This window comes from Vibrio sp. Vb1755 (genome assembly GCF_033338635.1).
GTDB classification, from domain to species: Bacteria; Pseudomonadota; Gammaproteobacteria; order Enterobacterales; family Vibrionaceae; genus Vibrio; species Vibrio alginolyticus.
Genome location: NZ_JAWOTA010000023.1, coordinates 16,309 through 30,334 on the forward strand (window position 1 = coordinate 16,309; position 14,026 = coordinate 30,334).

13 protein-coding genes are annotated in these 14,026 nt (G+C 44.1%); 5 read left to right on the forward strand and 8 right to left on the reverse strand.

All coding sequences use genetic code 11. The features are described 5' to 3' along the window. Positions 1-9: 9 nt before the first annotated feature. Together R7E00_RS17510 and malK are read right to left on the reverse strand one after the other, a co-directional pair. Positions 10-1,410, reverse strand: coding sequence for an undecaprenyl-phosphate glucose phosphotransferase (locus R7E00_RS17510; protein ID WP_213907579.1), 1,401 nt, complete (start codon positions 1,408-1,410; stop codon positions 10-12). A gap of 422 nt (positions 1,411-1,832) precedes the next feature. Beyond that, the gene (gene malK / locus R7E00_RS17515) at positions 1,833-2,951 is read right to left on the reverse strand and encodes a maltose/maltodextrin ABC transporter ATP-binding protein MalK (protein WP_005375271.1); all 1,119 of its coding nucleotides are present in this window, start codon (positions 2,949-2,951) and stop codon (positions 1,833-1,835) included. Between the two features lie 672 nt (positions 2,952-3,623). Here malK and malE point away from each other — a divergent pair. The 3 genes from malE to malG all read left to right on the forward strand — a co-directional run bounded on the left by malE (position 3,624) and on the right by malG (position 7,359). Next, complete coding sequence (malE, locus tag R7E00_RS17520) at positions 3,624-4,802, forward strand: maltose/maltodextrin ABC transporter substrate-binding protein MalE (RefSeq protein ID WP_005375272.1); 1,179 nt, start codon at positions 3,624-3,626, stop codon at positions 4,800-4,802. 79 nt (positions 4,803-4,881) lie between these two features. Then, a complete protein-coding gene (gene malF / locus R7E00_RS17525; RefSeq protein WP_191116396.1) occupies positions 4,882-6,456 on the forward strand; it encodes a maltose ABC transporter permease MalF in 1,575 nt (524 codons plus the stop codon). 12 nt (positions 6,457-6,468) lie between these two features. Then, entirely contained in the window at positions 6,469-7,359 is an 891-nt protein-coding gene (gene malG / locus R7E00_RS17530) for a maltose ABC transporter permease MalG (protein WP_005375275.1), read from the forward strand. A 367-nt stretch (positions 7,360-7,726) separates the two neighbouring features. Here malG and R7E00_RS17535 read toward each other — a convergent pair whose 3' ends face one another. The 3 genes from R7E00_RS17535 to R7E00_RS17545 all read right to left on the reverse strand — a co-directional run bounded on the left by R7E00_RS17535 (position 7,727) and on the right by R7E00_RS17545 (position 9,680). Continuing rightward, on the reverse strand, positions 7,727-7,972 hold the full coding sequence (locus R7E00_RS17535; protein ID WP_005375277.1) for a hypothetical protein: 246 nt from the start codon (positions 7,970-7,972) through the stop codon (positions 7,727-7,729). Between the two features lie 171 nt (positions 7,973-8,143). Further along, positions 8,144-8,629 (reverse strand): acyl-CoA thioesterase, encoded by a 486-nt coding sequence (locus R7E00_RS17540; RefSeq protein ID WP_005375279.1) that lies wholly within the window; start codon positions 8,627-8,629, stop codon positions 8,144-8,146. Positions 8,630-8,774: 145 nt separating this feature from the next. Next, entirely contained in the window at positions 8,775-9,680 is a 906-nt protein-coding gene (locus tag R7E00_RS17545; RefSeq protein ID WP_042521576.1) for a DMT family transporter, read from the reverse strand. A 98-nt stretch (positions 9,681-9,778) separates the two neighbouring features. Here R7E00_RS17545 and R7E00_RS17550 point away from each other — a divergent pair, with 98 nt between their 5' ends. Next, positions 9,779-10,567: an AraC family transcriptional regulator gene (locus tag R7E00_RS17550; RefSeq protein WP_005385013.1), complete on the forward strand. Its 789-nt coding sequence runs from the start codon at positions 9,779-9,781 to the stop codon at positions 10,565-10,567. Here the strand turns inward: R7E00_RS17550 and R7E00_RS17555 are convergent. Continuing rightward, on the reverse strand, positions 10,562-11,479 hold the full coding sequence (locus R7E00_RS17555) for a M14 family metallocarboxypeptidase (RefSeq protein WP_025768514.1): 918 nt from the start codon (positions 11,477-11,479) through the stop codon (positions 10,562-10,564). The two genes, R7E00_RS17550 and R7E00_RS17555, sit on opposite strands and share 6 nt — an antisense overlap. A gap of 172 nt (positions 11,480-11,651) precedes the next feature. On the opposite strand from R7E00_RS17555, the gene R7E00_RS17560 reads away from it, so the two are divergent. Beyond that, complete coding sequence (locus R7E00_RS17560) at positions 11,652-12,557, forward strand: DUF808 domain-containing protein (protein ID WP_017821242.1); 906 nt, start codon at positions 11,652-11,654, stop codon at positions 12,555-12,557. Positions 12,558-12,652: 95 nt separating this feature from the next. Here R7E00_RS17560 and pyrC read toward each other — a convergent pair whose 3' ends face one another. Next, positions 12,653-13,681: a dihydroorotase gene (gene pyrC / locus R7E00_RS17565; protein WP_154203975.1), complete on the reverse strand. Its 1,029-nt coding sequence runs from the start codon at positions 13,679-13,681 to the stop codon at positions 12,653-12,655. Between the two features lie 155 nt (positions 13,682-13,836). After that, positions 13,837-14,001 carry a YqaE/Pmp3 family membrane protein gene (locus tag R7E00_RS17570; RefSeq protein ID WP_005375297.1) on the reverse strand — a complete coding sequence of 55 codons (165 nt, stop codon included), beginning with the start codon at positions 13,999-14,001 and terminating at the stop codon, positions 13,837-13,839. Positions 14,002-14,026: the final 25 nt, after the last annotated feature.

The window sequence follows — 14,026 nt, forward strand, 5'->3', positions numbered from 1 at the left end:
ATCTCAACCTTAGTAAGCGTTAGCACCAGTGAAGCCTTTGAAAACGGTCATAAAGATGATTTTGATGTCCATCCAAACCGACCAATGGTGGATGTAATCCAAATCAAACTCGACTCTCTTTTCCATTTTTTCTAAGGTGTCGGTTTCGCCGCGATAACCATTAATCTGTGCCCAGCCAGTAATGCCTGGTTTTACTTTGTGACGTAGCATGTAGCGATCCACGATCTGACGGTATTCTTCATTGTGTGCCACGGCATGAGGGCGTGGGCCGACAATAGACATGGTCCCTTGCAGTACATTGATAAATTGAGGTAGTTCGTCCAAAGAGGTGCGACGTAGAAATCCGCCAAAAGGCGTAATACGAGGATCGTTCTTTGTCGCCTGTTTCACGTTGGAACCTTGATCCATGGTTGTCATTGAACGGAACTTCCAGACTTCAATCTTGCGTCCATCAAGACCGTACCGATGTTGTTTAAAGATGACAGGGCCTTTAGACGTTGCCTTAATGCCAATCGCAATGACGAATAGAATAGGGGCGATTAAGACCAAAATAATGCTCGAAAACAAGATGTCTTCAAACCGTTTTACCCAAGAAGAAATTCCAGCAAAAGGTGTATCAAAGACACTTAGTGTTTGAACTTGGCCGATCTGCGCCCAACGAGAATGTAAAAGGTTATAAGTGAAGAAGTCGGGAATCAGATACGTATTTGCGGTGGTATCTGAGAATTGGTTAAGAAGTGACGCAATGCGCTCTTTTGCGTGCATTGGCATCGCGATATAGACGTAATCTACTTCCCCTTTTTTAGCTCGCTCAAGGGCGTGGTCAACAGCTCCTTTAATAGGATAATTAGAATTTGGCAATCTGTCGGAAGATCGTTCGTCGTAAAAGCCATCAAAAAGCACGCCGTGTTCTGTGTGGTTTTGAATTTCGTTAGCTAGGGTAATGCCGTGAGGAGTTTGGCCGATGATGATCGCAGTGCGAGTGTTGAATCCTTTTTTTCTCAAATAGGCTAATCCGGTACGGAATGTTACTCGCCATGCTAAGAGCAGAGCGGGCGTAATCGCAAACCACAGCACTAAAATTGTGTTATCAAATAAGGTATGGACTTCAGAAAAATACAGCACAATAAAGATAAGTGCAGAAGTCACCGCCCAAGAAACACAGACAATAAACATCTGCTCTTTAAACGAACTGGTTCGCCAAGAGCGATACAGATTGCCGCTTTCTGCCATAAATAGAAAAGAGATGCCTCCAACGAAAGCCAATATGACGTAATCTTTCCCCATCGCAGTATTCATGTCTTTGAACACTAAAAGCAGCATAAAAGAGACGATGACAGCAAGATCTGAGATGCGATATAAAAAAGCGAACTCCATCTCATGAGAGCGGATAAGTCCTTTTTGTTTCATGACTCAGTTTCCCTTCTGACACGCTACCGCCCTTGGGTGTCTTCCCCAATTGCCGTGTCGTGAACGTTATTAGTAGTTAGTGCACAGAGCATTCTGTGGAATGCTGCTGAGTTTTTTGTCACGTGTAATTTCGTTGATAAGTGTAAAAATTTGCTTTGTTGAGGTAAGTGGAAATAAGAATGATATTTAGCCCTTTGGCTAAGTTTGGCGGGTTAGGAAAAAGCTGGTACTTACTTATGAGGAATGAGGAAAAGTATTAAAAATGAAGTATCAGTACAAAGACAATGGTTTATGTGAGGGTAGAAGAAACGGGTGATTTGATTCGTTCACGATTAATGATTTAGTATCGAATTGCTGATATTTATTAAGATAAAAAAATCCCTCTCACTTGAGAGGGATTTTTTTGAGTAAGGACGAATGAATTATTCGACTTCTACGCCGTTTTCTTTGTATAGGCGGCGGCATGCGCGACCATCACTGTGGAACAGGTGACAACGATGAGCTGGAATACCGATCTCGATTTTATCGCCAGTGTCGACTGCAAGCGTGTCAGGCTGACGGAAAATAACGTCGGCGTCCGCACCTTCTAGGTTTAGGTATACTTGAGTTTCGTTACCTAGCTTCTCAACAATCATCACTTCACCGTGAATACTTGCATCAGCTTCAGAAGCGGATAATAGGTGCTCAGGGCGAATGCCTAAAGACATTCGGTCGCCGCGGTTAACTGTTGTACCATCCACCGGAATCCAGAAAGATACGCCGTTAGATAGTTGAACTTTGACGCGCTCTGCTTCTACTTCATCAATGAATACGCTCATGAAGTTCATTTTCGGAGAACCGATAAAGCCAGCTACAAAGCGGTTTTGTGGGTAATGGTAAAGCTCAAGCGGCTTACCAACTTGCGATACATAACCGCCGTCTAGTACAACGATTTTATCTGCCATTGTCATCGCTTCTACCTGATCGTGCGTTACGTAGATCATGGTACAACCAAGTTGGCGTTGTAGCTTAGTAATTTGTGCACGCATGTTTACACGCAGTGCCGCATCCAAGTTTGATAGTGGCTCGTCTAGAAGGAATACATTTGGCTGCGATACCAATGTTCGGCCAATCGCCACACGTTGACGCTGTCCACCAGAAAGTGCTTTTGGTTGGCGCTCAAGCAAGTGGCCTAGTTGTAGGATTTCTGCTGCTTGTTCAACACGCTTGTCGATTTCTGCTTTGTCTGCTTTTGCTAGTTTCAAGCCAAATGACATGTTGTCATATAAGTTAAGGTGCGGGTAAAGAGCGTAAGACTGGAATACCATACCAACACCACGTTTGGATGGTTCGACGTCATTCATGCGCTGGTCACCAATATACAAATCACCTGAAGTAATGTCTTCAAGACCGGCAATACAACGTAAAAGGGTAGATTTACCACAACCTGATGGACCTACAAAAACAACAAATTCACCTTCGTTGATTGTTAGGTCTACGTTCTTAGAAATCAGTACGTCGCCATACGCTTTACAAACATTTTTTAACGTGACACTCGCCATGTAGCTCGTCCTCGATCAATTTTTTATTATTCACCGCTCATCATTATATGAATTATCTAGCGAGCAGTAACAGTAGGAATCGGTAAGTTCTTGCGGTTGGTAAGAAAAGTAGGGTAGCACTTCAATAAAATGTCCTGAATAGAAGTGCTACCCATCATAGCCAAGTACGAGTTTCTCTCCCCCACATTATTCGTATTGTCTCCCCCGTGAAATAATTACCACAAACAACACTAATAATGACATTCCACTCGTCTGGCAATGCAAAACCAGCAAATCTTTTTCCTAATACGTAGGCACTGCTGGGAAAGGGTTCTTACCATCCACTCTTGGATGACTGCAGTTTCTAAGATTGTGCGTAGTGCGACATCCTCCTAATAGAAATAATTGTAGGGGGAGTAGAAAGGGAGGAGTAAAAAAGGAGGAGGAAGAAAGCAGTTGGTCGGAAATCACATTATTGCACCACCTAAAGTTGAAACCGATCACAGGAACTATCCATTTTGTGATTTGAGTCTCTTACCCTTGGCGATTTAGATCACGAAAATACGTCATAATTGTAAGGGCGTAGGGATTAGGAGGATGAGACATATTGGATTATTTCAGATGATATATGTCGAAATACGGCTGAACCTCAATGGACTAGCCCTACATCAAAAATATAAAAAGGATACGAACATGAAAAAGTTAAGCGCTGTAGCACTAGGTACTCTTGTTGCTTTGGGTTCTTTTGGTGCTAATGCTGCCATCGAAGAAGGACAACTTACTATCTGGATCAACGGTGATAAAGGCTACAACGGCCTTGCTGAAGTTGGTAAGAAATTTGAAGAAGACACCGGCATTAAAGTGACTGTGGCTCACCCAGATGGCCTTCAAGACAAATTCCCTCAAACTGCAGCGACTGGCGACGGTCCTGATATCGTATTCTGGGCTCACGACCGTTTCGGTGGTTACGCAGAAGCTGGCCTGCTAGCAGAAATTAAACCTTCTAAGAATATTCAAGAAGGTATCGTTGATTTCGCTTGGGATGCAGTACGTTACGACGGCAAATTGATCGGCTATCCAGTTGCGGTTGAGTCTCTATCTCTAATCTACAACAAAGACCTAGTTCCAAACCCACCAAAGTCTTGGGAAGAGGTTGCAGCATTAGATGCAAAACTTAAAAAAGACGGCAAGTCTGCAATCATGTGGAACCTAAAAGAACCGTACTTCACTTGGCCACTAATGGCGGCTGATGGCGGCTACGCGTTTAAATACACTTCTGAAGGTTACGATGTTAAAGACGCAGGTATCGCGAAAGAAGGCGTTAAAGACGCAATGAGCTTCGTAAAAGGCTTAGTTGATAAAGGCGTAATCTCTGCGGATATGGATTACTCCGTGTCTGAGTCTGCGTTCAACCAAGGCAAAACAGCGATGACGATCAACGGTCCATGGTCTTGGGGCAACATTGAGAAGTCTGGCGTTAACTACGGCGTGACTACGCTACCTAAGTTCCAAGGTCAATCTTCTAAGCCATTCGTTGGTGTTCTAACGGCTGGTATCAGCACTGCGTCTCCAAACAAAGACCTAGCAGTTGAGTTCATTGAGAACTATCTACTAACAAACGACGGCCTACGTATGGTTAACAACGATAAGCCTCTAGGTGCGGTAGCACTTAACTCGTTCCAACGTGAGCTAGATTCAGATACTCGTATCGCAGCAACAATGGATAATGCGATGAACGGCGAAATCATGCCAAATATCCCTCAAATGAACGCATTCTGGGGTGCGGCTAAGAACGCAATCATCAACGTAGTTGACGGTCGTCAAACTGTCGATGCAGCTCTTGCAGATGCAGAAAAACAAATGACTAAATAATTAAGTAAGACCTTTTTAAGGAGGAGGCAACTCCTCCTTACTTTTCTATATTTATTCTATATTCGCTAGCAGGTTCCCTATGCAGTCAGTTCAAGGTACAAATGCTATGACAGCACCAGAAGCCAGCCTTCCGAGCAGCAAAAAAGTGTTCATGAAATGGTCACTTTTAGGCACAGTCGGCATCATCAATGGCTACGCAACAATCCTTATGTATTCTCGCGGTGAGATTGCGTTTGCACTACTTACGCTCATTCTTACCGCTTTAGCGTTGTTCATCTTTGGTAGTAAAAAGACGTACGCACACCGTTACATCTACCCTGGTATAGCAGGGATGATCCTTTTCATTCTTTTTCCTTTGGCGTACACCATAGGTTTGGCGTTTACCAACTATAGCGCGAAGAACCAACTCTCTTTTGATCGCGCTCAGAACGTACTTTTGGACCGAACTTACCAAAGTGGTGATAGCTACCCGTTCACTTTGTATAAAACGGAGCAAGGCCATCAACTTGTGGTTGAAAAAGATGGTGAGCTACTTGCAAGCCCGACTTTTCAGCTTGATAACCTTTCAGCATCGGAGTTTGATCTTTCACCAACTGAAGAAGTGACGGGTGAAAAAGAATCAATCAAGGCGATTGTTAAGAACCGCAGTGCGTTGAGCAGTGTCGATTTACATTTGCCAAGCGGTGATGATATCCGTATGAGTGGGCTGCGCAAATTTGCTGCAGTTGTGCCTTTGTACACATTACAAGAAGATGGTGAAACGCTTTACAACAACCGGACTGAAGAAACGCTACGTCCAAATATGGAAGTAGGTTACTACCAGCCTGTCGATGAAAACGGTCAATTTGTTGGCAGCACAGTGTCACCAGGTTTCGTGGTGAACATTGGTACCCACAACTTTGAGCGTGTTTGGAAAGATGATGGTATCAAAGAGCCGTTTATCAGTATCTTTATCTGGACCATTGTTTTCTCTGCGCTAACCGTATTGTTTACGCTTGTTATTGGTCTTGTCCTTGCCAGTGTGGTTCAGTGGGAAGCACTTAAAGGTCGCTCAGTTTACCGTTTGTTGCTAATCCTGCCTTATGCAGTTCCGGCGTTTATTTCTATCTTGATCTTTAAAGGTTTGTTTAACCAAAGCTTTGGTGAGATCAACATGTTGTTGGAAGGCTTATTCGGCATTAGCCCGGCTTGGTTCTCTGACCCGTTCATGGCGAAAACCATGATCTTAATTGTGAACACTTGGCTTGGTTTCCCTTACATGATGATTTTGTGTATGGGCTTACTAAAAGCGATTCCAGACGATTTATATGAAGCATCAGCAATTGATGGTGCGAACTTTGTCACGAACTTTACACGTATCACACTACCAATGATGTTGAAGCCGTTAACACCATTGTTGATCGCGAGTTTTGCATTTAACTTCAACAACTTTGTACTTATCCAGTTGTTGACTGGCGGTGGTCCAAACATGATTGGTACATCAGAGCCTGCGGGTTACACCGACCTACTAGTAAGTTACACCTACCGAATCGCATTCGAAGGTGCTGGCGGTCAAGACTTCGGTCTAGCAAGTGCGGTAGCAACGCTTATCTTCCTATTGGTTGGCGCATTGGCACTTATCAACCTACGTGTAACTAAAGTAGCTCAGGACTAAGGAGAAATTACAATGGCAATGGTACAAGGTAAGTCATTAAAGTATCGTGTTTGGGCTACTCATATTGCAATGTGGGCATTCTTGGCACTGATTATTTTCCCTTTACTGATGATCATCGCGATTTCATTCCGTGAAGGTAACTTTGCAACGGGTAGCCTGATCCCAGACAACCCAACACTTGATCACTGGAAATTGGCATTAGGTTTCTCGGTGACTAATCCAGACGGTACAGTTACACCGCCACCATTCCCAGTAATGACATGGTTGTGGAACTCGGTAAAAGTGGGTGGTATTTCTGCAATCCTAATCGTGGCGCTATCAACCACATCGGCTTACGCGTTTGCTCGTATGAAGTTCAAAGGTAAGAACACCATTCTTAAAGCGATGATGATCTTCCAGATGTTCCCTGCGGTGTTGGCACTGGTTGCTCTGTACGCGTTGTTCGACAAACTGGGTCAGTACATTCCTTTCCTTGGTCTGAACACGCATGGCGGTCTGATCTTCGCTTACTTAGGCGGTATCGCACTGCACGTTTGGACCATTAAAGGCTACTTCGAAAGCATTGACTCGTCTCTAGAAGAAGCAGCGGCTCTTGATGGTGCTACACCATGGCAAGCATTCCGTTTGGTATTGCTGCCACTGTCTGTGCCAATCCTAGCGGTAGTCTTCATCTTGTCGTTCATCATGGTAATTGGTGAAGTTCCTGTAGCGTCACTACTGCTTTCTGATGTAGACTCGTACACACTTGCAGTGGGTATGCAGCAATACCTATATCCACAAAACTACTTGTGGGGTGACTTTGCCGCAGCTGCTGTACTTTCAGCAGTGCCAATCACTGCCGTATTCTTACTTGCGCAGCGCTGGTTGGTTGGTGGTCTAACCGCTGGTGGTGTGAAAGGATAATCTCTTGTGGTCTGAGATTGATAAGAATAACTAGAAAAGGGCGACCACATGGTCGCCCTTATACTTAGCACGGATATTACAATTTTGGTTTGGCCGCCGATCAGTAATATCTTGGCTTTTATTGGCGTTACGCATAGCTGGCTGTTAGCTTAGTTCCTTACGATTCAATCACTAACAGTTTTTGTAACCATAACCTGAGTTTAGACTCAGGTTTTTTTATGCCTGTTAAAGGCAATTGTGCAATAAGTAGATAGAGATTAGCGGCTTTGCAATGGATTACACAGGGCTTGAATAATGCCCTGCGTAGCACTTCACATAAATAACTAGAGCTTAGTAAAAAGCTAAATTGAGGTAGGGAAGGAAGAGATTAAAACTCTCGGCTGGAAGGTGCGCATCCAACGTATTGAAGCAGCGTGTACAAACTTTCTTGCTGCAGTGCGACGCGACGAAATAGATTAGCAAAGGTAACGTCACCGCCAAAGCAAGTTTGAATGTAATGATTAATTTCTGTTTCGTTATACCCCTCGACGTACATGGTTCTCACCCACTGGTACTCGACCGCTTTTAAATTGGTCAACGTCTCTTCACTTAAGGTCGTTTCTTTTAGTCTCAAGATCCAAACTCTATCCAACTCTAAAATAATGGATGGATTTAAGCAAAGCTAGGTGAAGGATTTATGACAGAGAAGGGCGAGCGTGAAACAAATGGCAAAACCATGATGTTGCTCCACACTCTGGGTCTAGGTAACGTTGAGGTACTTAATAGCGTTCTTAACGGATGCCAGTTACTTGAGATATTTAACGTGTGCTTCCATTTCTTCCCCAATCTCTTTACGCATGTTCATAAGACGGATAGCGGATTGCTCTAAGGCTTTGTCTTCATCTGACTCTGGAATCCATTTCGGTACATCGGTTGGTTTTCCGTTTTCATCTACAGCAACCATGATAACGATACAGTGAGTGGTGAGTCTGTTTTTCATTTGCTTTGGATCACTAGCTTGCACGTCAATCGCAATGTGCATTGAGCTTCGTCCGGTATAAATGACTTTCGCGCTAACTTCGACTAAGTTGCCGACATGAATCGGCGCAACAAACCGAATGCCGCCAGCATATGCGGTAATGCAATATTTACCACTCCACGCTGCAGAGCAGGCGTATGCTGCCAAGTCGATCCATTTCATTACGGCGCCGCCGTGCACTTTTCCGCCAAAATTTACGTCGCTGGGTTCTGCTAAAAAGCGAAGGGTAATGTCTCTTTGACCACTGCTCATCTGTCTTTCCTTGATGGGTTATTGTTTTCCCAATTTAGCAGCAAGATGAATTTTCGGGAATAGCGAATGAAACAAAATATTAACTTTTATTCGAACGCTGGAAGTGACAAGCCACAGCGTAGTTCTGTGGCTTGGGGTGTAGATGTTAATTGGCGGTAGAGGCAATCTCAGAATTGGACAATGGTTTTCTCTGTCTTACTTTTATTTGCGACAAGATAACGCCAGAGATGACTAACAACCCACCAATAATGTGGTAAGTGTAAATTTTCTCACCAATTAGTGTTGAAGCAAGTATGACGGAAACCACAGGCATTAGGTTCATGAACATAGCACTTGAATCAGCACCAATTGAATCAATCGCTTTGACCCACATCAGCGGCGCGAAAATGGAAGCAGCAATACCAGCATAAGCGATTAATGGTAGCGCGTCTTGGCTTGGTAACAGTTGCTCACTAGAGAGCCAAAGTGGTGTGAGCATCAAAACAGAAAAGAAGCCCTGCATGTAAACCAGAGTCAAACTACTGAATGGCATTTTCCAGCGTTTTAGCAGAACACAATAAGCCGCGTATACCATGGCAGCAACGAGCATTAAGCTGTCACCTTGCGTTAAGTCTTGATGTAAAAAGTAAGTGATATCACCGTGACCAAGCATAAATGCTAAGCCGCCGAGCGAAATGACACCACCGACGATACTTAACATTGATATAGATTTACCGAGCAATGGGACACTTAAAAACACACTGATCAAAGGAACTAAAGAGGTGATCAGGGCCATATTAGAGGCCGTTGTTGTTAAACCGGCATAGTATCCAAGTGACTGGTTGAGAACCATACCAAGTAACGCAAGAAACGCCAACTTAGCTAAGTAAGGTCGAGTAATGTGTCGTTGTTTGATGATTGCAGGCAGGCAAAATGGCGTTAGGAGTACCATTGCGACAAACCAACGGTAGAAACTCATCGCACTTGGTTCAATGGCGCTCGCAGCCATCTTGTTCACAATTGAGTTACCACCCCAAATCATAACGGTGAAAAACGGAAGTAAATAAATCATGAGAACCCTATAGCACAATTATTGATGGCGCTAGTCTGGCAGGTCTTTATAATAAAAAGTATCTCTTAAAAGACATCGTAAGCGATAGGAAGACAATTTTGAAAAAGAGCGCCAGAAATCTTCACCCCTCCTTATCAATCGATCGTGCGCCATCAGATGTATTTATGAATTTCGAAGCGTTTCTCTCTAATACAGAAACACGAATTCATAGCCACCCTTGGGGGCAAGTGCAACTGATCAGCGGTGGGATTCTGGAGATGGATGCAGAAGACACAAGATTTCTAGCACCTCCACATCTTGCTATTTGGGTTCCCGCCGGAATTCGTCACACTAGCTACAACCGTAAGCCAATCGAATATTGTTCTTTGAATATTGCCCCTGAATTGACGGCGCATTTTCCAACTAAAACGAGCTTGATCAAAGTGACTCCAATCGTGTCATCTATTATTGAGGACTTTCGTCAGCGAGACATTAATGTGGCGCAAACTGATGAAGACAAGCGCTTGGTACAAGTGTTATTGGACCAGCTTGCAAAGCAAGAAGTCGAACATCACTTTTTACCGACTACCGACAATAAGTATCTTGAACCGATTTTAAAAGCAGTAGAAGAATCGCCGACGGATGAGATCAGTTTGGCGGAGTGGGCGGCAAAAGTGCATACCACAGAACGCACGTTAGCGAGACATTGCCAGAGTGAGTTAGGAATGAGCTTTACTGAGTGGCGCTTACGTGTGCGATATTTACATTCTATGGAGTTGCTGCGTAAAGGGCAGACCGTAAAAGAAGTCGCTCTGACGTTAGGTTATAACCAAGCTAGCCCTTTTATCGCGATGTTCAAGAAATACTCCGGCATGACACCGGAGCAATACAAGAATCGATTGTTATAGCTGAGCTATTATGTAATTCAAACCACCAACTACGGCTGCAACCTGTGCATCGTTACATTCTTCGTCGGTCACTGTTGGGCTGTCTGGGTACACTTCCGTTGTCGTGCCGTAAACGCAATTTGTTACGCCGCCACACAGGCCCAGTTTTACCATTGGGTAGTTGATAACGCCAAACTGTACGACGGGTGAACCAATGATTTCGCCGTTTTCATCTGCTGGTGCAATGTGAGTCACTTTTGCAACTGACTCAATGACCGCTTTTTGGAAGTCAGGCTGAGGGTTTTCACTATCTCCCACCGTGTAAAAGCCATCTGGGATCATACCTTCAATGTACTCAATACCATCACGAGCAGCTAAGGCTGGACGGAACTCAGTTTCGTCAGAATCTGTCGTTTCATGTAGATCAATGTGCATTAACACATCGCCTAAAGTTGCAACTAGCTTTATGAGGTTAGCGGACTCTTCGGCAGGGCTATCCTTATAGAAAGAGCGGTTTGGATCAATCGCGTTTGGATTCCAGCGGTTGATCACCTCGTAACCCCAAGGGCTTACGCAGGGTACAACGACAATATTGAAATGCTCTGCATAGCGCTCTGCTTCTGTTTCTACAAACTTTAATGCGCCATGTACACCGCTGGTTTCGTAACCGTGCACGCCGCCTGTGACCAACACAACAGGTTTAGTTGAATCCCAATTGCGTGTTTTGATACAAAACAGAGGGAAGCGTGCCTCGTTGTATGAGAGCGCACCATATTGTTCAACATCAAAACGCTCGCGTAGGGCATCGATTTTACTGACGACTTCATCTTGGTAGCTACGTTTTACTTCTTGCGTTGCTAACCAAGCTTTACGTTCTTCTTCGTTCCAAGGTTGGCCAGGAGTACCGATCGGGTAAATGTATCCACTTTTCATCTATACTTTTTCTTTTGACTGCTGAAAGGTATCACAAGACTAGACCTGTCTTATCTTTACGGCAATATAAAACACCATTTGGGGTGGTCTTCTTTGCAAAATCATCACTTTGATGAGTGATTCATTGGTGTTACATTTTGTTACTTACTCAATTTCATATAAGAGACCAAAAATGGCTGGAGCAAGTTTACTCACACTGTTGGATGATATTGCCACGGTGCTTGATGATGTCGCCTTAATGTCAAAAATGGCGGCAAAGAAAACCGCAGGTGTGTTGGGAGATGATCTAGCGTTAAACGCTCAACAAGTGTCTGGTGTTGCATCTGAGCGAGAGATTCCAGTGGTTTGGGCGGTTGCAAAAGGCTCATTCAAAAATAAATTGATTTTAGTTCCTTCAGCTTTACTTATTAGCGCCATTATTCCATGGCTTATCATGCCATTATTGCTAATTGGCGGCTTATTTCTCTGCTTTGAAGGTGCAGAGAAAGTACTTGAGAAAGTGTTTCCTCACTCGCATCCGCACGAAGAAAAAGAGGAGCTAGTTAATACTGGCGAGTCGATAGAAGAGTATGAAAAGCGTAAAGTTTCTGGGGCGATTCGAACAGACTTTATCCTTTCAGCAGAGATCATCGTGATTGCGTTAGGTACCGTGACAGGAGCCAGTCTTGTTACGCAAATTTTAGTTGTCAGTTTAATTGCAGTGATTATGACGGTTGGAGTTTATGGACTAGTCGCTGGGATTGTGAAGCTAGATGATTTAGGCCTTTACCTTGAAAGTCGCTCAAACGGTAAAGGTTGGGTGGCGAAAGTCGGAGGGGCCTTGGTCGCTTTTGCACCAAAGTTGATGAAGTTGTTAACCATTGTAGGAACTGCTGCGATGTTTTTGGTTGGTGGAGGAATTGTGGTGCACAACGTGCCAGCCATTCATCACTTTGTAGAGCCGATTATTATGAACTTTAGTGGTCATTCGGTTGCTACAGCCATTTTGCCTATTTTATTGAACGGTATTATCGGCTTTGTGGCGGGGTTGGTTGTGGTTGCGGTATGGACGATGGTTGAAAAGCTTCGTGGTCAATAATCACATCTAAAACATGAGACGATAATAACAAGGGTCATGACTTCTTTTTACAAAAAGCATGACCCTGTTTTATGGGTGAAACGTCAGTAAAGTACTTACTTCACTTTCCACTCGATCTGTTCATTTGCGCGAATAGGCACAACGATATCATTGCCAAATGGCATCGTTTCTGGCACATCCCAAGCGGATTTTTCTAACGTTACCGTATCTGTGTTACGTGCAATGCCGTAAAAATCAGGACCGTTGAAGCTTGCGAAAGCTTCCAAGTTTTCCAACTTGCCTTCTTTTTCGAAGACTTCTGCATAAAGCTCTAGCGCTGCGTGTGCAGTGTAAGAACCAGCACAACCGCAAGCCGATTCTTTTGCCCCTTTCGCATGTGGCGCTGAGTCTGTACCTAGGAAAAACTTCTTGCTACCACTAGTTGCTGCTTCGATCAGCGCTTGCTGGTGGGTTCCGCGCTTAAGAATTGGCAAACAGTAGAAATGAGGTTTAATACCACCCACAAGCATGTGGTTACGGTTGAAAAGAAGGTGGTGGGCAGTGATGGTAGCCGCTACGTTGTCTGAGGCGTTGCTAACGAAGTTTGCTGCGTCGGCGGTGGTGATATGTTCTAGAACGATTTTAAGATTAGGGAAGTCATTGACGATAGGAGCGAGGACAGTATCAAGGAATTCTTTCTCTCGGTCGAAGATATCAATATCGTGATGTGTTACTTCGCCATGAACTAGAAGTAACATTCCGACTTCTTCCATTGCTTCTAAAACGTGATAAATGTTTTTCGCATTGGTCACACCGGAATCTGAGTTTGTTGTGGCGCCAGCAGGATAGAGCTTGGCAGCAACAATGTGTCCGGTTGCTTTAGCCTTACGTATTTCGTCTGGTGTCGTGTTATCTGTAAGGTAAAGCGCCATTAAAGGCTTAAACTGTTCGCCATGTTGCTCTTTGAGAATTCGGTCACGGTAGGCTAGGGCGAGCTCAGTTGTAGTAACAGGTGGGACGGTATTTGGCATAATCAGCGCACGGCCATTGTAGCGGCTGATGTCGCGAACGGTGTCTTTAAGAACTTCCCCATCGCGTAAGTGAACGTGCCAGTCGTCAGGACGAGTGATAGTCAGTGTTGTCATTAATTGCTCCCACCATTGAAAAGTTGTCTGATTGGAGCCTAAGCGCCGTATTTGCTTTTGAGCAAACGCTTGCGCTTAGGCGACAGGATGATAGAGGAATTGCCCTCATATTTCATCCCATTTTTCAATTTTATAAAGAGTGAGAGTGTAAGTGGTTACTTCATTGTTAACCAAAGCGCGTGGATCGTACCTGGTAGAAAGAAGAAACACGTCAATATTAGATTAATCAAAAAGTCTTTATTTAGACCTTTCTCCATAAACACCGCGACAGGCGGAAGAAAGATACATAACAAAATCAGAACCAGTTTTCTTGTATCCATAATTAAGCTCCAAATCGATAAATGG

Excerpts from the sequence above, each read along its gene's own strand:
- R7E00_RS17510 (WP_213907579.1), bottom strand. The coding sequence starts at position 1,410 with ATGAAACAAAAAGGACTTATCCGCTCTCATGAGATGGAGTTCGCTTTT.
- malK (WP_005375271.1), bottom strand. The coding sequence starts at position 2,951 with ATGGCGAGTGTCACGTTAAAAAATGTTTGTAAAGCGTATGGCGACGTA.
- malE (WP_005375272.1), top strand. The coding sequence starts at position 3,624 with ATGAAAAAGTTAAGCGCTGTAGCACTAGGTACTCTTGTTGCTTTGGGT.
- malF (WP_191116396.1), top strand. The coding sequence starts at position 4,882 with ATGCAGTCAGTTCAAGGTACAAATGCTATGACAGCACCAGAAGCCAGC.
- malG (WP_005375275.1), top strand. The coding sequence starts at position 6,469 with ATGGCAATGGTACAAGGTAAGTCATTAAAGTATCGTGTTTGGGCTACT.
- R7E00_RS17540 (WP_005375279.1), bottom strand. The coding sequence starts at position 8,629 with ATGAGCAGTGGTCAAAGAGACATTACCCTTCGCTTTTTAGCAGAACCC.
- R7E00_RS17545 (WP_042521576.1), bottom strand. The coding sequence starts at position 9,680 with ATGATTTATTTACTTCCGTTTTTCACCGTTATGATTTGGGGTGGTAAC.
- R7E00_RS17555 (WP_025768514.1), bottom strand. The coding sequence starts at position 11,479 with ATGAAAAGTGGATACATTTACCCGATCGGTACTCCTGGCCAACCTTGG.
- R7E00_RS17560 (WP_017821242.1), top strand. The coding sequence starts at position 11,652 with ATGGCTGGAGCAAGTTTACTCACACTGTTGGATGATATTGCCACGGTG.
- pyrC (WP_154203975.1), bottom strand. The coding sequence starts at position 13,681 with ATGACAACACTGACTATCACTCGTCCTGACGACTGGCACGTTCACTTA.
- R7E00_RS17570 (WP_005375297.1), bottom strand. The coding sequence starts at position 14,001 with ATGGATACAAGAAAACTGGTTCTGATTTTGTTATGTATCTTTCTTCCG.